Here is a 19,210-nt window from a genome sequence, read left to right as displayed (position 1 = left end):
GTAGAAAACACTCAGATTTGGACACAAAAAAACAGCCGCCCCCTTGCGGAAGCGGCCATTATTTAAACTAACTAGGAAAAGATTTTAGTAATCGAAATCTCCGCCACCCATACCAGCACCAGCAGCAGGAGCGCCATCCTTAGGCTCAGGCTTGTCAACAACGATACATTCGGTTGTCAACACCATTCCCGCAATAGAAGCTGCATTTTGCAGCGCAGAACGAGTTACTTTCGCAGGATCAACAATACCAGCTTCCAACATATCAACGAATTCGTTGGTAGCAGCGTTGAAACCTACATTGAAATCCTTCTCTTTCACACGTTCAGCAATGACAGCGCCATTCTGACCGGCATTTTCTGCAATTCTCTTCAGAGGTGCAGGTAAAGCACGAGCCACAATTAAAGCACCAGTCAACTCTTCATCCTTGAGATTAGCCTTAGCCCAGTCTTCTAATTGGGGAGCGAGGTGAGCTAGGGTTGTACCACCACCAGGGACGATACCTTCTTCTACAGCAGCTTTGGTAGCGTTGATAGCATCTTCCAAGCGCAGCTTCTTGTCCTTCATTTCGGTTTCGGTAGCTGCACCAACTTTCACAACAGCTACACCACCAGACAATTTAGCCAAACGCTCTTGCAGTTTTTCTTTGTCGTAGGAAGATTCGGTTTCTTCCATCTGACGACGGATTTGTTCGCAACGAGCCTTAACTGGAGCTTCGTTACCTTCAGCAACAATTGTGGTGCTGTCTTTGGTGATGGTGATACGGCGAGCTTTACCCAGGCTATCTAGCTTGGTGGTATCCAGCTTCAAACCAGCATCTTCGGTGATGAGTAGACCACCAGTTAAGACAGCGATATCTTCTAGCATAGCCTTACGGCGATCGCCAAAACCAGGAGCCTTAACAGCCGCAACGTTGAGTACACCGCGCAAACGGTTAACTACCAAAGTTGCTAAAGCTTCTTTTTCGATATCTTCGGCGATAATTACCAAAGGACGACCAGAACGAGCTACTTGCTCAAGTACAGGAACTAAGTCTTGGACTAAAGCAATTTTCTTGTCTGTCAACAAGATGAAAGGCTCATCGAAAACCGTTTCCATCCGCTCTGCATCAGTAGCGAAGTAAGGAGAGATATAGCCTTTATCAAAGCGCATCCCTTCGGTGATTTCGAGTTCGGTGGTCATAGACTTCCCTTCTTCTAGGGAAATTACGCCTTCTTTACCGACTTTATCCATTGCTTGAGCAATCATGCTGCCGACTTCTTCGTCGTTACCAGCAGAAATTGCCGCAACTTGTGCGATCGCTTTAGAATCTTCTACAGGACGAGCGTGTTCAGCAATTCTTTCCACTAAAAACGCAGATGCTTTGTCAATACCACGCTTCAGCAAAATCGCATTAGCACCAGCTGCAACGTTCCGCAAGCCTTCCTTCACGATCCCATGAGCCAAAACGGTAGCGGTGGTTGTACCATCACCCGCAGCGTCATTGGTCTTAGAAGCAGCTTGACGAATTAGCGCCACACCTGTGTTTTCAATGTGGTCTTCTAATTCGATTTCTTTAGCGATGGTGACACCGTCATTAACGATTTGTGGTGCGCCAAATTTCTTCTCTAGAACTACGTTGCGACCTTTAGGGCCAAGGGTAACAGCTACAGCCTCAGCTAGGATATCAATACCGCGTTCTAGAGCGCGACGGGCGTTTTCGTTGTAAATAATGCGCTTTGCCATATAAGTCTAAATCCAGGTAAAGGTAATAACTTAAAATTTGTCTTGAATTTGGGGATTGGGGATTGGTAATTGGTCATAGGGGAAAACTTTTTCCAGTCCCTACATACCTCATACCCCTCATCACCCTTTTAGATCACGACTGCTAGAATATCCTTCTCAGAAAGCAGTACATATTCTTCAGTACCGAGCTTGATGTCAGTGCCTGCATACTTGGAGTACAGCACCTTATCGCCGATTTTAATTTCCATTTCTTGACGATTACCGTCGTCATTACGCTTGCCAGGACCAAGGGCTACTACTTCCCCTACCTGGGGCTTTTCCTTAGCGGTGTCTGGCAAATACAGACCACCTGCGGTCTTTTCTTCAGCGGCGGTCACTTTTACGAAAACGCGATCGCCCAAAGGTTGAACTGTAGAAACGCTTAGAGATACAGCTGCCATAAAAATTTTTCTTGCCTTGTTAGCACTCTCGACTCCTGAGTGCTAATTTACCGAAGTGCAGCGTCTAATGGCAATAATTCCAGGTGTACGGGTTCCCGAACTAAGAAACCGCATCTGTACTTAAGTATTTATACTTAATTAGTATAGTTGTCAGGTTTTGTTGCGTAGGTAATGAATATTTTTATATGGACAACTTTATTTGCAAAGCTGGCAAATTGTTATAGAACTGTAATCAGGGAGCCGCTTAATGAGTAACATTGCCGTCCAATCCCCAAAACTACTAAAACTGTGGAACTTAAAACCTCAAGTCATTGTTTGGACAATCTAGAACTGGCAAATATTCACCAAACAGCTTTCTGTTTTTTCTGAGCAGATGGTTGCTCACTCCTGGTTAAAACAAGCTAGTCTGGAATCCGGGAAATGCTTGCAAGAGCCACTCAAGGAGCCACCTCTCAACCAAATGCTTTCTTCGTCATCCCATTTGCATCTTCAGAACTAAATCCAACTGCTTGCGTGTTTGTTGTTCTAGGCAGATAATGGTAGTTTACCCAGATGGGGTCTGGTATAGCCAAACGAAACCGGAAGTCCGACGAGCGGATCATCCAAGAACACTTAATCGGCAGAATGGTGGTGGTTGAAGGATATGCATTTTTGACCCATCCTTTGCCAGAAACTTACCCTGTTTCTCGTAAACCTCTGAAATAGAGGCTTAACATCCAAAGGATATAATAGAGCAGCAGTCAGCGAATGAAAGTGCGGGTTAGTTTTGAACTAGGATCATCTTCAGCCAATACTGAAGTTGTCAACCAAAAGAATTTTGATTTTATCAATCTTTTTTAGCCCGCCCCTTTCAAAGCCATGTATAATAGCGCATTATAAATACTGTTGCTCTCCGTACCCTTACTGGACTTTTGCCATCCAGCTACTAATAAGATTGAAAGTGACCGTCACTTTTTAGACTTCGAGGCAGCAAGGGCAAGTTAAGTGGGAAAAAAAAGCATCTCCATAATCCACCATAGAGGATAACTATTCAAGACCTTGATGGATCGAAGCGCGACAAGTGCCACTGCTATGAAAGAGCCCAGCATGAAAGATCACAAACGACTTCTATTGATTGACGATGACCCTAACCTCATCTTGCTGGTGAAGGATTACTTAGAATTCCGGGGATACGAAGTCATCACCGCCGAAAATGGACGAGAAGCTCTGGAAATTTTAGAACATGAAGTTCCAGACATGATCATCTGTGACGTGATGATGCCGGAAATGGACGGATATACTTTCGTTGAACAAGTCCGGCAAAACGAACGTACTAGTTGGATACCTGTTCTTTTCCTCTCCGCTAAGGGACAAAGCGCAGACCGAGTTAAAGGTCTGAACAAAGGTGCTGACGTGTACATGGTCAAGCCCTTTGAACCAGAAGAACTCGTAGCACAAGTAGAATCCTCACTTAAGCAAACTATCCGTTGGAAAGAACACCAGACAAAGGGAGGGGAAAACGGTTCCCGTATCCAGGTTCCCTTCGATGTGCAGTTAACCCCAACAGAACTGAAAGTAGTTCAGTTTGTAGCCAGAGGTTTAGCTAACCGGGAAATCGCTGAAGAATTAAATGTCAGTCAGCGTACTGTTGAAAGCCATGTATCCAATATGTTGGGTAAAACCAATCTCCACAACCGCACCGAACTAGCGCGTTGGGCAATTGAAAATCAAATGGCTTAAACCCACTGCTGATTTGGTGAAATTTTAAAGTTATGAGTTTTGAGTTACAGTGTCCTAACTCAAAACTCAAAACTAGAATTTTTCTTTTGCATTCAGCCTGAAAGCTCATAAATTATGAATTGTGAAGTCAAATTTGGATTTTCTAAATTCAAACTTCATAATTCATATTTTATGATACAGTCCTTAACTCTTATCTTCCAACCCGGATATCACCTAAAAATATCACTACATCACCCCACTTAAATCTCCTAATTTCCGCAACAACCAAGGGAATATAGTGGATTGGGGCTTGATAAGTTTCCATAGAACAGAGAATTAATTAAAAGTCAGTCTTTTACATATACGTATATAAAGAATTACATTTGCTGCACCATGAATACAGGTGATTTAAAAATAACCTGTAAATAACCGGACTTGAGATAACACCAAGTAGATGGTTAATTTTAGCCAATTACCCTGGAGGAAGAAAATTTACATCTTCATAAAGTTGCGTCATTGTTCCTTCAAAGTTAATGCTTTGTAATTGAAATGATGCTTGTTCTCCCGCATAAGACTGTAACACCCAAAGTCCTTCATCATTGCGTCGGAAACATTCGATTCTCGGTTTTTTCGTATTAATTAAAATATATTCTTGTAAACTTCCTAAAGTTTGATAATCGATGAATTTATCTCCTCTATCAAATGCTTCTGTAGAATCAGATAAAACTTCAATTATTAAACAAGGAAATCTTTTATATCCTGGTGTTTCTTGATCACGTTGGTCGCAAGTTACCATGATATCAGGATAAAAAAATCTATTTAAAGATTCGATTCTGGCTTTCATAAATGTTGGCTTCAACAGCTTCGAGATTAATGCTACTCCTGTTTCTGCTGCTGTTCCCTTTGAATTCAATTCTTTAATCGGGCTGTTTGGTTTCTTTGGCGGTTCTTTCGTTCTGCGGAAGATAAAAACGCGGAACATAAAAACTACGACTATTCCCACCTAAAACCGTAGGGTGGGTTAGCGACAGCGTAACCCACCATTATCCTGAAGTTTATGGTGGGTTACGGACTACCGTCCTAACCCACCCTACAATTAAAACTCTGCGCTTTGTGGTGTACGCGGGAACGGAATGACATCTCGAATATTTCCCATTCCCGTCATAAATTGCACCAATCTTTCAAACCCCAAACCGAAACCAGCATGGGGAACAGTACCATAACGACGCAAATCTAAATACCACCACAAATCTTCCGGGTTCATACCTTGGGCTAATACCCGTTTTTCTAACACATCAAGTCTTTCTTCCCGTTGTGAACCGCCAATTATTTCGCCTATTTTCGGTGCAAGAATATCCATAGCGCGGACAGTTTTTTCATCGTCACTCAACCGCATATAAAAGGCTTTGATTTGAGCGGGATAATCAGTCACAATCACAGGCTTTTTAAACAGTTGTTCTGCTAAATAGCGTTCATGTTCTGATTGTAAATCTGCACCCCAACTAACAGGATAATCAAATTTAACATCAGCTTTTTCTAAAAGTTTAACTGCTTCTGTATAAGTCAATCTTTCAAATTGATTATTAATAATGTTATTGGCAGTTTCTAATACAGTTTTATCAATCCGTTCATTGAAAAATTCCATGTCTTCTGGACAGGTTTCTAATACATATTTAAAGATATATTTCAGAAACTCTTCCGCTAAATCCATATCACCTTCTAAATCACAAAAAGCCATTTCTGGTTCAACCATCCAAAATTCTGCTAAGTGACGAGAAGTATTAGAATTTTCGGCGCGGAATGTGGGGCCAAATGTGTAGACGTTAGTAAACGCCATCGCCATAATTTCGGCTTCTAATTGTCCACTTACTGTTAAATAAGCTGGTTTACTAAAGAAGTCTTGGCTATAATCAATTTCTTGATTTTTGCTGCGGGGAACATTCTTTAAATCCAAATTGGTAACGCTAAATAATTCCCCAGCACCTTCACAGTCACTAGCGGTAATAATGGGAGTATGTACCCACAAAAATCCTTTTTCTTGGAAGAATTTGTGAATAGCTGCTGAACAAGCATTTCTCACCCGGAATACTGCACCAAAAGAGTTGGTTCTAGAACGCAAATGTGCAATGGTGCGTAGAAACTCAAAGGAATGGCGTTTCTTTTGCAGAGGATAGGTATCGGGATCAGCATCACCGTAGACTTTAACGCTATCAGCTTTTAATTCTATTCGCTGTCCTTTTCCTTGGGAAGCGACAAGTACACCTGTTATTTCTACAGAAGCACCAGTATTGATTTGTTTTAAGATTCCTTCGTAGTCTGGTAAATCTTGATTAATGACAATTTGCAAATTACCTAATGAAGAACCATCATTAAGTTCTAAAAATGCAAAACCTTTTAATTCGCGTTTTGTTCTTACCCAACCTTGAACTACTAAAGACTCTTCAGGTTGACCAGTTTTTAATATTTCTGCAATTCGGCGATTTACCATTTTCTACAACTTGTATTTTGTCAGAAGTGTATAGTTTTTATTTTAAGAAAAATTAACAATTAAGCCAATTATAATTTTACAATCCCAAATTAGAACTACCCAACCCAAGATTTTAATAACCAACCGATAATAACTCCCATTCCCCCAAAGCGGACTACTTGCCAAAAAGGTCTTTTTAGACTAGTCCAAGAAAACAACTGGCTTTCTAAATTTATTTCTAAGGCTTCCAATTGTTGTTGAATGCGTTTTAACTCTGTTTTAATTCCTGGGTGCTGATGCTTATTTTGCTTGAGATTCTTTAGTTCTTGTTGCCATTGTGCCTTTTGTTTTTGATCCCTTTGCACTTGGGCATACCGTTCTTTCAATAATAAAAGCGAATTTTCCACTTCTTCCAGTTCTTGTGCAAAATCTGCTTCGGGATTTTCCTCTGGTGACGGTTGAGTTGATTGTTTAGGCGGCTTCATCGACAAACTAGTAAACTAGGATAATTAATCAATAGTCATTGGTCATTAGTCAAGATTCTGAACTAAAAACTTTTGACTCAGCACTTAGCACTCAGCACTTAGTCTTATGTCTCAAATGTCTCAAACCAGTCAACTGAATGAAATTAGCACTTTAGAACTGGCACAAGCCCTGATGGAAAGACTAAGTATCTCTCCTGATGATTGGCATCGTCTCAAGTCTAACCGCAATTCCCGCGCTAGTGAACAGGTAGCCGCCGCGATGGTGTTTTTGGTTAAAAACCAGCCACAAGAGGCACAGGTAAGGCTAGAACAGGCTATTGGTTGGCTAGATAAGTCCATTTCAGCCCCTCCTTGTGAAAGTCACGGGAAAAGGTGACGCGGAGATGGGGAGATGGGGAGATGGGGAGATGGGGAGATGGGGAGATGGGGAGATGGGGAGATGGGGAGATCTCACAAGGGTAGGTATTTTACATTGTCGTGAGGGCAAGACTTGGGGGACAAGGAAGGACAGTGGACAAGGGAGGAAAACCGTACAAAATCATATTCTATTGGTAACAAAAAGACCATTGTGCGGAGAAAATCTTCCTTGTCTACTTTCCCTCCTTGTCTTCCTAGTCCTGCCTTAACAGATAATATTAAAAACCTACCCTTGTCAGGATGGGGAGATGGGGTGAAATAATGATTTACTGCACCCTGCCTCCTGCCTTCTGCCTCCTGCCTTCTGCCTTCATCGTCGTAAAGATAGTAAACGACGGGTTTCTAATTGCTTACAAAGCCTTAATTCTGTTCCTTTGCGGTTCCATTCTACCTGATCAAAAATTTGATGAAGAAGAGACATTCCGCGACCACTTTCGGCTTCATCTGGTGGTAAATAGTCTGTGGGATCGCTATCGAAATCCGGTAAAGGTGTAAATCCACTACCTTGGTCGGAAATGATCCACCAATATTGATTATCTATCAAGGAAAAACGCACTACTACTAATTTACCGGGATCAAGATTATTTCCATGTTTAGCTGCGTTTACTAGGGCTTCTTGAAGTCCTAGCCGCAACTCTGCTTGTAATTTGGCGGGAACTTCTGCCAATAGTAAATCTAATATGGGACAAAGATAAAGAGTCGAGGCAAAACTAATAGTACCCCAAGAACGTCCAACTGGACGAAGAGAAATGGTAATCACAAGAGAAACCCCGTAGCTTTTAGTTAGCTAGACATCAGTTTGCTGTCACAGGCACCCTGATAAAAATTGAGGTGGTCATGCTGCTTTCAAACTAGCGTCTGTAAAACTAAATTTTGAAAATGCTGGGGAGCATTGACTCTAAACATAAGTTAGAATTGCTTGGTTCAAAATTGGCTGTAATTATCTTGACTAATGCATTTAACAACTTTTAAGTTGCTATTAATTTGAATGAGTATGGAAATACTCTATTTAATTGCCTCTTTATAATTTACGCAATCTAATTCACCTTTTTAAGAGCCTATGCAACTTCAATGTAAAAAAAGAATTTCTATTTTTAGCCTAATTAGATCTTAGCATTAGTACTATGCACTAGACTACAAATTTTTCATTTGGGTTTTTGTAAAGAATTCGCTAACTTTGAGCCAAAGGTGATAATACCAGAAAAGCGACAGCTTCGACGTGAGCGGTTTGGGGAAATAAATCAGCGGGCTGTACTCTGGTAAGAGTGTATATTCCATCTTTACAAAGTAATTTAAGGTCACGGGCGAGGGTAGCTACTTTACAACTGACGTAAACAATCCGAGATGGTTTCAAGTCAAGTAAAGTTTTGATGACATTAGCTTCACATCCTTTACGTGGCGGATCAAGTAATACAACATCTGGTATAATCCCCAAATCTGGCAGGATTTTCTCCACTGCTCCTATTTGAAATGTAACATTATTAATCCCGTTATGTTGGGCATTGGAAATAGCCTGTTCTACGGCTGCTGATTGCACTTCCAAGCCTGTAACTTGCCGGGCTTGTTTCGCTAAAGGCAAGGTTAAAGTCCCAATGCCGCAGTAGGCATCGACCAGAACTTCATGACCTTGAAGATTGAGTTCTGACTGAATTACCTTTAATAGGGCTTCTGCTGTTTCGGTGGATACTTGAAAAAATGTATCTGGGAGTACTTGAAATTCTAGCCCAGCAAATATTTCGCGCAGGGCAGGAACTCCGGCAACACAACGAGTTTCGTTGCCAAAGATAGCATTTGTGCGATCGCTATTCCGATTCAGTGACACTCCTACCAATTGGGGATATCGCTGCAACCATTCTTCGGCTTGGCTTTCAATTCTGGGTAATTTCCAATCCTTCACCACCAAAGTCAGCAGCATTTCACCTGTCCGACGACCAATACGTAAACCCAGATGGCGAATTTGCCCTTGGTGACGACGTTCGTTGTAAATTGACCAACCTTGCTTTTGGATATCCTGCTTGACTTCAGCCAGCATGGGATTTAAGCGTTGGTCTTGGACTGGACATTGATTTAAGTTAATTAATTGGTGGCTACCTTTTTGGTAATAACCAGCTTGCACTTGGCCTGTCGCTGAGACACCCAGAGGATAGGTAACTTTATTCCGATAACCTAAGGATGAATCAGCCCCCAATACAGGGTCTACAGGTGGTTGAACAAACCCGCCAATACGTTCTAATGCTTGAATCACCTGATTACGCTTGGCTATTAACTGATAATCATAATTAATATGCTGCCACTGACAGCCACCACATTTATCAGCCACAATGCAACTTGGTCGGATACGTCCTGGAGAGCGTTGGACTATCTGCTCCAGTTTACCATAAGCATATTTTGGTTTAACTTGTAATAATCTCACCAGCACGCGATCGCCCCTAACAGTGTCTGGAACAAAGACCACACGCTGATCAAAGCGTCCCACGCCATCACCAGTATCACTCAAATCAGAAATATCAACTTCAATTACTTCACCCTGTCGCCAAGCTGTATTAGTCATTAGTCATTCAATTTTGGATTTTCGATTTTGGATTTGGTGATTGAAGAATTATTACAATTACTTCCTTAATTTTCCCCAATCCCCAATCCCCAGTTCCCATCCCTATCTTCTCACACCCTTCACTTCTGTACCTCTAACTAGTTAAACTAGCAAATAATATTTCGCGTAACAGCTTAATAATCATGACTGTAATTAGCCAAGTTATTCTCCAAGCCGATGACGAACTGCGCTACCCCAGTAGTGGCGAACTCAAGAGTATTAAAGAATTTTTGGAAACTGGTGTACAACGCACAAGAATCGTTACTACCCTCGCCGAAAATGAAAAAAAGATAGTCCAAGAAGCCACCAAAAAACTTTGGCAGAAGCGTCCTGACTTTATTGCCCCCGGCGGTAATGCTTACGGTGAAAAACAACGTGCTTTGTGTATCCGTGATTTCGGTTGGTACTTGCGCCTGATTACCTACGGTGTACTTGCTGGCGATAAAGAACCAATTGAAAAGATTGGTTTAGTAGGCGTGCGGGAAATGTACAACTCTCTGGGCGTTCCTGTTCCTGGAATGGTTGAAGCTATCACTTCCCTGAAGCAAGCATCATTGGATTTATTGAGTGCTGAAGATGCCGCCGAAACAGCGCCTTACTTTGATTACATCATTCAAGCGATGTCCTGATATAAAGCCTGTGCTGGTTCTCCCAGTGGATTTTGAGTCTACTAGAGTTATCAGACGTTAGCACTTGATGGCAATAAATTTCTTCATGTGATCATCTTGTCCCCACACTTGGTAGTGGCTATGGCAAATTATGTGTCAAGTTATTAACCGATTGTGGGGATATTTGATCAAAATCCCTATTCAACGACCATTAGCCTTATTTTTGTAATATGACAAGTGACAGGCTTCCGCCGTGAGTTTTGACAAGCGTTCGACTGAATCAGCGTCAGCGGCTCAAGTGAGCTTTACCTACGGGACGTTACCCTTAGCTTGCTTCCCCGTTGAAAAACTGAATTACGAATTACGAATTACGAATTACGAATTACGAATTATTTTTAATTGTTTAGAATTACCATTAATAAAAAGCCAACAATCCTGTAAAAGGCTGTCGGCACTTGATGTGTTCCCTATTAATGACTCGGCTAGAGTTCAGTTGTACTGAATTATGCCAATTTGCTAATTATAAAGAGACGATCTTAATCATGAATACGTGTGATTCTAATCATAAATACTAGTGATGAAAATCACGTAAAAATTACAGATAAAATGTATTGTATTTAGCATTTTATTGATATATAAAAATACGTCAACATTATTGAGTTAGGAACAGTTGCTCAGATCCAACAGTCAACTCTGATCAAGAAGACGCAGAGCGTTTACTCTCGGGAGGATAACTTGGGTTGAATACCCAAACTCCGCATTTGAAAGGTTCTCAGCATCAGAGTTTCCCTCTGTGTCTGTTTCTTTTATTTAAGTTAATACTAAATACTTGGGATATAAAATGAAGCTGAATTTAATGAGATTAACCGCTGGAATAATGCTTCTAGGCGTATCCATTGCTTGTGCTATGCCACAGAAGCATGAAAACACCCTCACAACTACCCAAACAGCACTTTTAACTAGAGATAATTCTCAAGCCGATAAACCGCCTACCAAAACTGCCACAATTACCGTCGAAGGTGAAAAAGTTCCCGTTAAACTCAGACTATATAAATATAGCAATTTATTAACTACCTACTTTCCTGAAAAGGATTTTTTAGTTACAGAAAGCAGTTCTGGAGAAGGAAGCGGAGTGAGGTTTATTGCTAACTTTGGTGGTAAAAAAAATGAGAATGCATATATTCATTTTGCCTTTTTGAATTATTTAAAAACTCTCGGACAAGTTAGAAACTTTGTGAATGGCAAAAATGGTTTAATTGCATCTAATAAATGGCGGGTTGTGAGCCGGAGTAATAATGTCAAATATGCCTGGGCGAAAGAAAGAATTGTTTTCAGCCAAGGTAAAAATATAGTGGGTGCTGTTTACATTGGAGAACAAAAAGGTAAAGCTTTCTATGTCATCACTCATTTGCCGGTAGAATATGGTGATGGCTTTAGTCCAAGAGCAGATTTAATTTTGAAAAATCTAGAAATAGGTAGGTAAGGTCAATACAAACCGTAGTATTTTTTCAAGTAAATATACAAAATATCAACTAGTTGTGGAAAAACAGGAAACTGCGATTGATCATACCAAACAGTTAATCCAAAAATCCCGACAACAATTAACTGATGCCAGTAAAAGGCAAAAAGTTCTAGAATTGTTAGAGACGATCTTAGTTTATAAATTAAGTAATTTAACTCGTCAGGAGATTGAAGCAATGTTTACTCTAGATGAATTAAAGCAAACACGGTATTTTCGAGAAGTTGCGGAGGAAGCAAACGTAGCGGGTAAGTTAGAAGGTAAGTTAGAAACAGTACCGCTGTTATTGCAGTTAGGTTTGACTGTGGAACAAATAGCCGCAAATTTAGGTGTGGATATTGAAGCGGTGAGGAAAGTCGCGGAAAAATCTGTTGATGAAACTCCTTCGGAGTAGTTAGAATAAATGGAAAGTGATTAGTTTTACTGAGCAGTTTTTTAACATTTTCAAAAGTTGATTATTGATTTACTTCTTCCTGTGATTCATTTCTAATATTAAAATAGTGAAAAAGATTAGCAACTGTTAAATCTGATGCTTGTTGTAAATTAGATGTAACTAATGTTCTGTATCCAGAATTTGCAGCTTGTTGACTGACATAATTTTCATACTCCCGGCGTAATTCTGGAGCAAACATAAATAATAATTGATCACGTAATGAATAAAAATGAGATTTTTCGGCTATGGTTTCATAGCTGATTTGTTCTAGTGGTATTTCTGAATTAGTTATAGTTTGGGTTGTTTCGGAATTGTTGAAATCAGCACTATTTAAAAGTTTTAATTCTGCTGGAGGTAGAGATTTTACCCAATCTACATGATTTTGCCATGATTCGATGATTACTAAATCATGATTATGAATGCGGGTAAGTTCAGGAAAGAGAAAATCAAGTTCGTCGTGGGATTCACATTGATTAATTACAGTATGGGCATCTTCACATATTTTAGTTTGGAGTTGGTGCAAGCGATCGCTTACTGCCGAAACTTCATTTTGCACTTGATAAGTGATAATAATTGCTTGTTCAATAGCCCAAGAACATTCTAACCGCCGCAGTTGTCCAGGCGCACAGGTTTCTGCTAATAAATGGGGATTAGTATAATCTGCTAAAGCCTCAAATAACATTCCTCTAGCAGCGTCAATTTCTGCATTTCTGCGGCTAATATCTTGTAATTGTATAGCTGAACGTAAACGGTTTATAGCTTGCACAAATAAACCATAGGCTCTAATTAAAACCGTGCGATGTTGTTCAAATTTGATATCTTGGGCTACCTGTTCAATTAATTGAATAACGTTAAATAATGAGATATTAAATTTGTAAAATGCACCTAATCAATAGATAAAAATGATGAAGTTAGAAAATAAAAATATAAATCAGCTTTACACATTTAGATAGCATCACATTCTATAAAATAATCGTATGCCTGTGTGTTTAGCTTAAAACTAAAAGTTTTTTCAATATAATTTTTTTGTTCAAAAGACTTAATTGGATAACAATCATACATAGGATTATTTGATTCCACTCTAAATAAATTTTGGAGGTTAGGAAGATTTACATTATTCAAAACTTTCTCTCCTACAAGATCACTGCCATATTTAGCATACCAACGTACAACTCTTTGAACTAATGGTTTATGTGTTCTAATACTCATTACTCACTCTCCTAATACTCATTACTCAATTTAATATTAAATCTAATTTTTAGATAATGGGGGCATAAAGCCCCCAATTTTGTTAAATGATTCTACGAGAAGCTACTCTAGGGTTTATTTTTTCTCCTGTTACAGGATCAAACTCTCCCAGATGATTACCTCGTTTATCATACTTTTCAACTAAACCATGTCTAGAATCCCACTCATATATATACTTTTTATCCTCCCATCTTTTTCGTAATGTGCCGCCTCCTTGTACGGGTGTTCTACTTTTAACTAGTTTAGCTTGTGGAAAGGCTTCAAGAGTTTTTGGAGCGGGAACATAACTCATACTAATTTCCTTAATAGTGTATTATAATTAATCCTTGATACCCATCTCTATACTGAGGAGAGTATTGAAGGGAGTAAATTTTGAAGACACATTAGGGAAATAGTAGGCTTACTTGAAAAAGCTACTAAGCGTAATTATAGTAACATAAATTTTGGTCTTTTCATATAAGTAAACATACATTTATATCTAGCTCACTGCTTCTACCTGAAAATACAATTGAGAATGTTCCGAGTTTAGCTTTTACGTAAATATACTTAAAAGAAATATTTAAAATGGATAGAGAACTTTACCTCAGCATTTCTTCAGAAGCAGCAAATTCCTTTGGATCAATAATTTTAATTGATTCAAACATTTTCAATATTAGTAAGTCTTTATCACCTGTAATAATGCAAACTGCCTCTCCAGTAATTGCAGTTGCTAAAATCATATCATCATCTGTATCACGACAGACAGGCACATTTAACGGTGTAGGTATTACAACCTGCATTCTAGAACGCAATAAATTTATCACCTCTCCCGCATCTTTAGGAGAGTATTTAAACTTTACTGTCAGTTTTTCATGTAATTCATTGAGAATAAAATCTGAAGTAATGGGAGAATGCACAATTAGACAGTGTTCAACAACTGTACTACACATCCCTTTAGCAATAAAAGCAGCAATCAAAACATTGGTATCTATAACTAGCTTCATGAAATTATCTCAAAAATTTCCTCATCTGTGTAAACTGTTTCATTCTTTTTCATCAAATACGAACGCAATGCACGGAATTTGTGAGTAAAAATATAGTCTTCAATAGCTTTACCGACTAAACTATCAGCAGATATACCTTCAGTTTGGGTAATTTCTAAAAGTGCTGCTTTTAGTTCTGGTGTAATGGCAATGGTTAGGGTATCTTGCATATTTTATCAGCGAGCTACATAGTTAATTATACAGTAAATCAGGCTACCATATCTATTTTGCAGAAATAAAATCAAAAATCTAATTCTTTAACCAACATGAAAACATCTACCGACAGACAACGCACCCTAGAAATGGCTTGTATTTCTCAACTCGCTTACGTCGCCTATAAACAAGGAAATGATATAGTTAGCAATATCCTAAAAACAGGTTCTCCATCATTTTTTCCACCATATCAAACCATAGAATTTATCTCAGCATCACGTCCTTTGAGTGATACCGATGAATTAGTTTGTTGTGGTTTACTCCTATCCACAGACAATGATATTGTCATGGCTATTAGAGGTACAGAAAGATTAGATGATTACTTCTTTAACTTACTTGCATTCCCAAATTCAGAAGCAATTCATTCCGGTTTTAATCTTTATGTTAAAAGTTTCTGGCAACAATTACAAGACTTTATTCAAAGACAAGAAAATGCCAACAAAAATATTTTCGTCACTGGACATAGTTTAGGCGGTGCTGCGGCTACATTAATTACTAAACGAATTAGTGAAACCGAATTAAAACCTATTGCACCTTATACCTTAGAAACTTATACATTTGGCACACCACCAGTTAGCACAATAGAATTAATTCTTGATACTCTCATATATAGATTTAGAAATATCGGTGATTTCATTCCTAACTTACCGCAAATCATCGCTGTTTTATTAAATAGAATCCCAGGAATAAAACAAGTAATTATTAATTGGAAACCAGAACTATTAAAAACACTGGCTGATTATTCTCATATAGGTAATGAATATTGTCTTAATAAAAAGTATGAAATCATTGAACAAACCGAAACTAACTTACCTAATATTAAGTTGATACTGCAAATTTCCAGTTTATTAGCTTCACAATTAAAATCACCATCTCAAGCAGATGTTAATAAATTTCGGTTGTTAATAAACACCTTAATTCAAACCTCATTAGAGGAACATCGCGCCATTAAATATGTAAAAAGAATTAGTTTTGGTAAACTTCCACCTTATATTTCAAATTTGGATGATGATGAGGAGTAAAATAGAAATTATAAAAGATGAGAAAATCTATAACAGAAATTTCACCTGTACAGATAGATGTTAATATGAAAGTAAGAGTAGTGATTCAGCGACTAGAAGCTGATGGTTGGTATTTAGCAAGAACTAGAGGAAGTCACCGACAGTTTAAACATCCTCATAAACTTGGTACAGTTACAGTTTCCGGTAAACCTAATATTGACGTACCAATTGGTACACTAAAAAGTATATGGAAACAAGCACAATTGGAGGAAGAATAATGCGTTATACAGTAGTAATTGAAAAAGGAAATACTAGCTATGGTGCTTATGTTCCCGACTTACCCGGTTGTATAGCTGTGGCTGAAACATTAGCAGAAGTCCAACAACTAATTGTAGAGTCCATAGAATTTCATATAGAAGGTTTAATAGAGTCAGGTTTACCAATTCCTCAACCTACAAGTATCGCTCAAGAAGTTGAAGTTTTAATTTAAGTAGAAATCTAATTTATAACCTGGTCATTTATTTCTTTTTGTAAATGCTGTTGCAACATATCAGTTAAAGTTTTTTCTGCTGAAAAAGCATCATAAGGTGACCAAATTTCATAAGTTTTACCATCTTCAAGAAAAGCTAAATTTTCTGCGTTTTTAGCTAATTCTGCGGCTAAAAATTGAATAGCTTTGATTTTTTCTTGATCAGATAATTTTCGCAGTGATGGCAAAATTTCTGTCAATGTCATAAAAATACAGGGTAAAAACTGGTCACATTATAACATTATGAATAACTTTATAATTGATAATTTATTGACAAGATTAAAAAGAAATCCATGATCTTAATTGCCGTAAACAGATAGAATATTTCTCTGTCCTCTTGGTGCATAAGCTTCCATGACCACCATTTCCGAAAATCCCTTTTCTCCCCAAGAAATAGCCTCAGAAGGCATAAAACCAGAAGAATATACCGAAATTGTCCGCCGCTTAGGTCGTCATCCCAACAAAGCCGAACTAGGTATGTTTGGCGTAATGTGGTCAGAACATTGCTGTTATAAAAATTCCCGCCCATTACTCAAACAGTTTCCCACCACAGGCCCCCGCATTCTCGTTGGCCCCGGTGAAAATGCTGGAGTTGTGGATATCGGCGACGGACTACAATTAGCGTTTAAAATAGAATCCCATAACCACCCTTCCGCCGTTGAACCATTCCAAGGTGCTGCAACCGGAGTAGGTGGTATATTAAGAGATATCTTTACAATGGGGGCGCGTCCCATAGCTTTATTAAATTCTTTGCGCTTTGGTGATTTGAATGATCCAAAAACCCAAAGATTGTTTACAGGTGTAGTTGCGGGAATTTCCCATTATGGTAACTGCGTTGGGGTTCCCACTGTTGGTGGTGAAGTTTATTTTGACCCCGCTTATTCTGGAAATCCCCTTGTCAACGTCATGGCCTTGGGATTGATGGAAACGCCGGAAATTGTCAAATCAGGGGCTTCAGGCTTCGGAAATCCCGTGCTGTATGTGGGTTCAACCACCGGACGGGATGGTATGGGCGGGGCAAGTTTCGCCAGTGCCGAATTAACTGATGAATCAATGGATAACCGTCCTGCTGTGCAAGTAGGAGATCCATTTTTAGAAAAGTCCTTAATTGAAGCTTGTTTAGAGGCATTTAAAACTGGGGCTGTGGTTGCTGCCCAAGATATGGGTGCGGCTGGTATCACCTGTTCAACTTCAGAAATGGCTGCTAAAGGTGGAGTTGGTATTGACTTCGATTTAGATAAAATTCCGGTGCGGGAATTGGGAATGATTCCCTATGAATACCTGCTTTCGGAATCTCAAGAACGAATGTTGTTTGTAGCCGAAAAGGGACGAGAACAGGAATTAATTGATATTTTCCATCGTTGGGGACTGCAAGCCGTTGTGGCAGGGACAGTAATTGAAGAACCCATTGTCAGGATTTGGTTTCAGGGGAAAATTGCTGCGGAAATTCCTGCTGAAGCTTTGGCGGAAAATACGCCTTTGTATGAAAGAGAATTATTGACAGAACCGCCCGAATATGCACAAAAAGCTTGGCAATGGACAAGTACTAGTTTACCTGTTTGCAATGCTGCGGGTATTGAAATTGAGGGAAGTTTGCAAAGTTGGAATCAGATTTTATTGACTTTGCTAGATACTCCCACCATTGCTTCTAAAAGCTGGGTTTATCGTCAATATGACCATCAAGTTCAGAATAATACGGTATTGTTACCCGGTGGTGCAGATGCGGCTGTGGTGCGTCTCCGGCCTTTAGAAGAAACCCCCAATCTGACATCCAAAATCGAAAATCTAAAATCCGGTGTTGCGGCTACGGTAGATTGTAATTCTCGTTATGTTTATCTTGATCCCTATGAAGGGGCAAAGGCAGTAGTGGCTGAAGCTGCCCGCAATCTTAGCTGTGTGGGTGCTGAACCCTTGGCTGTGACCGATAACCTCAATTTTGGTAGCCCAGAAAAACCGATTGGTTATTGGCAATTAGCGTCGGCTTGTCGGGGTTTGAGTGAAGGTTGTAAAGAGTTGGGAACGCCGGTAACTGGTGGGAATGTCTCTCTCTACAACGAAACTTTTGATGCGGAAGGTAATCCCCAACCAATTTATCCGACTCCGGTTGTGGGTATGGTGGGGTTGATTCCTGATTTAACGAAAATTTGTGGTCAAGGTTGGAAAAATGTCGGGGATGTAATTTATCTTCTGGGTTTAGCAATTCAATTGAGATCCCCCCAACCCCCCTTAGAAAGCAGTGGGGCTACAATTGAATTGGGTGCTTCTGAATATTTAGCAACGATTCATAATACGATCGCAGGTAAACCCCCTAGAGTTGATTTTGATTTAGAACGCACTGTACAAAAAGCTTGTCGTGATGGTATTCGTGCTGGTTGGGTAAATTCTGCCCATGATTCGGCTGAAGGTGGTGTGGCTGTGGCTTTAGCGGAATCTTGTCTTTCTGGAAATTTGGGGGCTGAAATTAATTTCCCAATTACCGCCCAAAAACAAAACCAGCATCATTTACGATTTGATGAACTTCTGTTTGGTGAAGGTGGGGCGAGAATTTTAGTTTCTGTAAGTGGAGAAAACCAAGAAATTTGGGAATCCTATTTACAGGAACATCTGACAGGAAATTGGCAAAAACTGGGAACAGTCGCTAATTCAGGGAATTTGGAGATTGTAACCGCAGATAATCACAGCTTGCTCAAAGTTAGTCTCGAAGATATGAGCGATCGCTATTCTTTAGCTATCTCTAAACGTCTCGCTATCTACACCAATACCTAATCGACATCAAAAATCAAGGATTGAACATTAATATTTACAATTCATACTTGAT

Annotated in this window: 23 protein-coding genes and 1 pseudogene; 11 read left to right on the top strand and 13 right to left on the bottom strand. The window is 39.4% G+C overall.

The window, feature by feature from the left end:
* Positions 1 to 84 precede the first annotated feature (84 nt).
* Together groL and groES are read right to left on the bottom strand one after the other, a co-directional pair.
* On the bottom strand, positions 85 to 1,722 hold the full coding sequence (groL, locus tag H6G59_RS20625) for a chaperonin GroEL (RefSeq protein WP_190717763.1): 1,638 nt from the start codon (positions 1,720 to 1,722) through the stop codon (positions 85 to 87).
* A gap of 128 nt (positions 1,723 to 1,850) precedes the next feature.
* On the bottom strand, positions 1,851 to 2,162 hold the full coding sequence (gene groES, locus H6G59_RS20620; RefSeq protein WP_016951426.1) for a co-chaperone GroES: 312 nt from the start codon (positions 2,160 to 2,162) through the stop codon (positions 1,851 to 1,853).
* 552 nt (positions 2,163 to 2,714) lie between these two features.
* Here groES and H6G59_RS20615 point away from each other — a divergent pair.
* Together H6G59_RS20615 and H6G59_RS20610 are read left to right on the top strand one after the other, a co-directional pair.
* A complete protein-coding gene (locus tag H6G59_RS20615; RefSeq protein WP_190717839.1) occupies positions 2,715 to 2,867 on the top strand; it encodes a hypothetical protein in 153 nt (50 codons plus the stop codon).
* A gap of 336 nt (positions 2,868 to 3,203) precedes the next feature.
* Positions 3,204 to 3,881, top strand: a complete 678-nt coding sequence (locus H6G59_RS20610) for a response regulator transcription factor (protein WP_071190900.1) — start codon at positions 3,204 to 3,206, stop codon at positions 3,879 to 3,881.
* A 451-nt stretch (positions 3,882 to 4,332) separates the two neighbouring features.
* On the opposite strand, the pseudogene H6G59_RS20605 reads toward H6G59_RS20610, so the two are convergent.
* The 3 genes and pseudogenes from H6G59_RS20605 to H6G59_RS20595 form a co-directional block, all read right to left on the bottom strand.
* Positions 4,333 to 4,704, bottom strand: a pseudogene (locus H6G59_RS20605) (Uma2 family endonuclease); the annotation flags it as partial.
* Between the two features lie 252 nt (positions 4,705 to 4,956).
* Positions 4,957 to 6,348, bottom strand: coding sequence for an asparagine--tRNA ligase (asnS, locus tag H6G59_RS20600; RefSeq protein WP_190717761.1), 1,392 nt, complete (start codon positions 6,346 to 6,348; stop codon positions 4,957 to 4,959).
* Between the two features lie 95 nt (positions 6,349 to 6,443).
* Complete coding sequence (locus H6G59_RS20595; protein ID WP_190717759.1) at positions 6,444 to 6,812, bottom strand: sll0565 family protein; 369 nt, start codon at positions 6,810 to 6,812, stop codon at positions 6,444 to 6,446.
* A 115-nt stretch (positions 6,813 to 6,927) separates the two neighbouring features.
* Between H6G59_RS20595 and H6G59_RS20590 the strand changes: the two genes are divergently transcribed.
* Positions 6,928 to 7,188, top strand: coding sequence for a DUF6439 family protein (locus tag H6G59_RS20590; protein WP_190717827.1), 261 nt, complete (start codon positions 6,928 to 6,930; stop codon positions 7,186 to 7,188).
* Complete coding sequence (locus H6G59_RS20585) at positions 7,166 to 7,438, top strand: hypothetical protein (protein WP_190717837.1); 273 nt, start codon at positions 7,166 to 7,168, stop codon at positions 7,436 to 7,438. The genes H6G59_RS20590 and H6G59_RS20585 overlap by 23 nt, the downstream gene beginning before the upstream one ends.
* 101 nt (positions 7,439 to 7,539) lie before the next feature.
* On the opposite strand, the gene H6G59_RS20580 is transcribed toward H6G59_RS20585, so the two are convergent.
* Positions 7,540 to 7,989 (bottom strand): ATP-binding protein, encoded by a 450-nt coding sequence (locus H6G59_RS20580; protein WP_016951442.1) that lies wholly within the window; start codon positions 7,987 to 7,989, stop codon positions 7,540 to 7,542.
* A gap of 411 nt (positions 7,990 to 8,400) precedes the next feature.
* Entirely contained in the window at positions 8,401 to 9,780 is a 1,380-nt protein-coding gene (gene rlmD, locus H6G59_RS20575; RefSeq protein ID WP_190717756.1) for a 23S rRNA (uracil(1939)-C(5))-methyltransferase RlmD, read from the bottom strand.
* A 182-nt stretch (positions 9,781 to 9,962) separates the two neighbouring features.
* Between rlmD and apcD the strand changes: the two genes are divergently transcribed.
* The 3 genes from apcD to H6G59_RS20560 all read left to right on the top strand — a co-directional run bounded on the left by apcD (position 9,963) and on the right by H6G59_RS20560 (position 12,340).
* Positions 9,963 to 10,448 carry an allophycocyanin subunit alpha-B gene (apcD, locus tag H6G59_RS20570; protein ID WP_190717754.1) on the top strand — a complete coding sequence of 162 codons (486 nt, stop codon included), beginning with the start codon at positions 9,963 to 9,965 and terminating at the stop codon, positions 10,446 to 10,448.
* A gap of 820 nt (positions 10,449 to 11,268) precedes the next feature.
* Positions 11,269 to 11,910, top strand: coding sequence for a hypothetical protein (locus H6G59_RS20565; RefSeq protein WP_242038936.1), 642 nt, complete (start codon positions 11,269 to 11,271; stop codon positions 11,908 to 11,910).
* Between the two features lie 55 nt (positions 11,911 to 11,965).
* Positions 11,966 to 12,340, top strand: a complete 375-nt coding sequence (locus tag H6G59_RS20560) for a DUF2887 domain-containing protein (protein ID WP_339327988.1) — start codon at positions 11,966 to 11,968, stop codon at positions 12,338 to 12,340.
* 61 nt (positions 12,341 to 12,401) lie between these two features.
* Here the strand turns inward: H6G59_RS20560 and H6G59_RS27125 are convergent, their stop codons facing one another.
* The 5 genes from H6G59_RS27125 to H6G59_RS20535 form a co-directional block, all read right to left on the bottom strand.
* Entirely contained in the window at positions 12,402 to 13,145 is a 744-nt protein-coding gene (locus H6G59_RS27125; RefSeq protein WP_242038935.1) for a hypothetical protein, read from the bottom strand.
* Positions 13,146 to 13,324: 179 nt separating this feature from the next.
* A complete protein-coding gene (locus tag H6G59_RS20550; RefSeq protein WP_190717752.1) occupies positions 13,325 to 13,588 on the bottom strand; it encodes a DUF7683 domain-containing protein in 264 nt (87 codons plus the stop codon).
* A gap of 82 nt (positions 13,589 to 13,670) precedes the next feature.
* Positions 13,671 to 13,919 carry a colicin E3/pyocin S6 family cytotoxin gene (locus H6G59_RS20545; protein WP_190717750.1) on the bottom strand — a complete coding sequence of 83 codons (249 nt, stop codon included), beginning with the start codon at positions 13,917 to 13,919 and terminating at the stop codon, positions 13,671 to 13,673.
* A gap of 286 nt (positions 13,920 to 14,205) precedes the next feature.
* The gene (locus H6G59_RS20540; protein ID WP_190717749.1) at positions 14,206 to 14,610 is read right to left on the bottom strand and encodes a putative toxin-antitoxin system toxin component, PIN family; all 405 of its coding nucleotides are present in this window, start codon (positions 14,608 to 14,610) and stop codon (positions 14,206 to 14,208) included.
* A complete protein-coding gene (locus tag H6G59_RS20535; RefSeq protein ID WP_190717747.1) occupies positions 14,607 to 14,819 on the bottom strand; it encodes a hypothetical protein in 213 nt (70 codons plus the stop codon). Before H6G59_RS20535 ends, H6G59_RS20540 begins: the two co-directional genes overlap by 4 nt.
* Before the next feature lie 96 nt (positions 14,820 to 14,915).
* Between H6G59_RS20535 and H6G59_RS20530 the strand changes: the two genes are divergently transcribed.
* From H6G59_RS20530 to H6G59_RS20520, 3 genes are read left to right on the top strand one after another with little or no spacing between them, the layout of a single operon-like run.
* Positions 14,916 to 15,884 carry a lipase family protein gene (locus tag H6G59_RS20530; RefSeq protein ID WP_190717745.1) on the top strand — a complete coding sequence of 323 codons (969 nt, stop codon included), beginning with the start codon at positions 14,916 to 14,918 and terminating at the stop codon, positions 15,882 to 15,884.
* Between the two features lie 17 nt (positions 15,885 to 15,901).
* Positions 15,902 to 16,141 carry a type II toxin-antitoxin system HicA family toxin gene (locus H6G59_RS20525; protein WP_339327987.1) on the top strand — a complete coding sequence of 80 codons (240 nt, stop codon included), beginning with the start codon at positions 15,902 to 15,904 and terminating at the stop codon, positions 16,139 to 16,141.
* Complete coding sequence (locus tag H6G59_RS20520; protein WP_168493294.1) at positions 16,141 to 16,353, top strand: type II toxin-antitoxin system HicB family antitoxin; 213 nt, start codon at positions 16,141 to 16,143, stop codon at positions 16,351 to 16,353. The genes H6G59_RS20525 and H6G59_RS20520 overlap by 1 nt, the downstream gene beginning before the upstream one ends.
* An 8-nt stretch (positions 16,354 to 16,361) precedes the next feature.
* Here the strand turns inward: H6G59_RS20520 and H6G59_RS20515 are convergent, their stop codons facing one another.
* On the bottom strand, positions 16,362 to 16,598 hold the full coding sequence (locus H6G59_RS20515; RefSeq protein WP_190717743.1) for a hypothetical protein: 237 nt from the start codon (positions 16,596 to 16,598) through the stop codon (positions 16,362 to 16,364).
* 148 nt (positions 16,599 to 16,746) lie between these two features.
* Between H6G59_RS20515 and purL the strand changes: the two genes are divergently transcribed.
* Complete coding sequence (gene purL, locus H6G59_RS20510; RefSeq protein WP_190717741.1) at positions 16,747 to 19,158, top strand: phosphoribosylformylglycinamidine synthase subunit PurL; 2,412 nt, start codon at positions 16,747 to 16,749, stop codon at positions 19,156 to 19,158.
* The last annotated feature ends 52 nt before the right edge of the window (positions 19,159 to 19,210 follow it).

The sequence above is a fragment of the Anabaena lutea FACHB-196 genome (assembly GCF_014698305.1).
Taxonomy (GTDB): Bacteria; Cyanobacteriota; Cyanobacteriia; order Cyanobacteriales; family Nostocaceae; genus Anabaena; species Anabaena lutea.
Note: the sequence above shows the minus strand (reverse complement) of the source record. Positions and strands in the feature narration are given on the sequence as shown.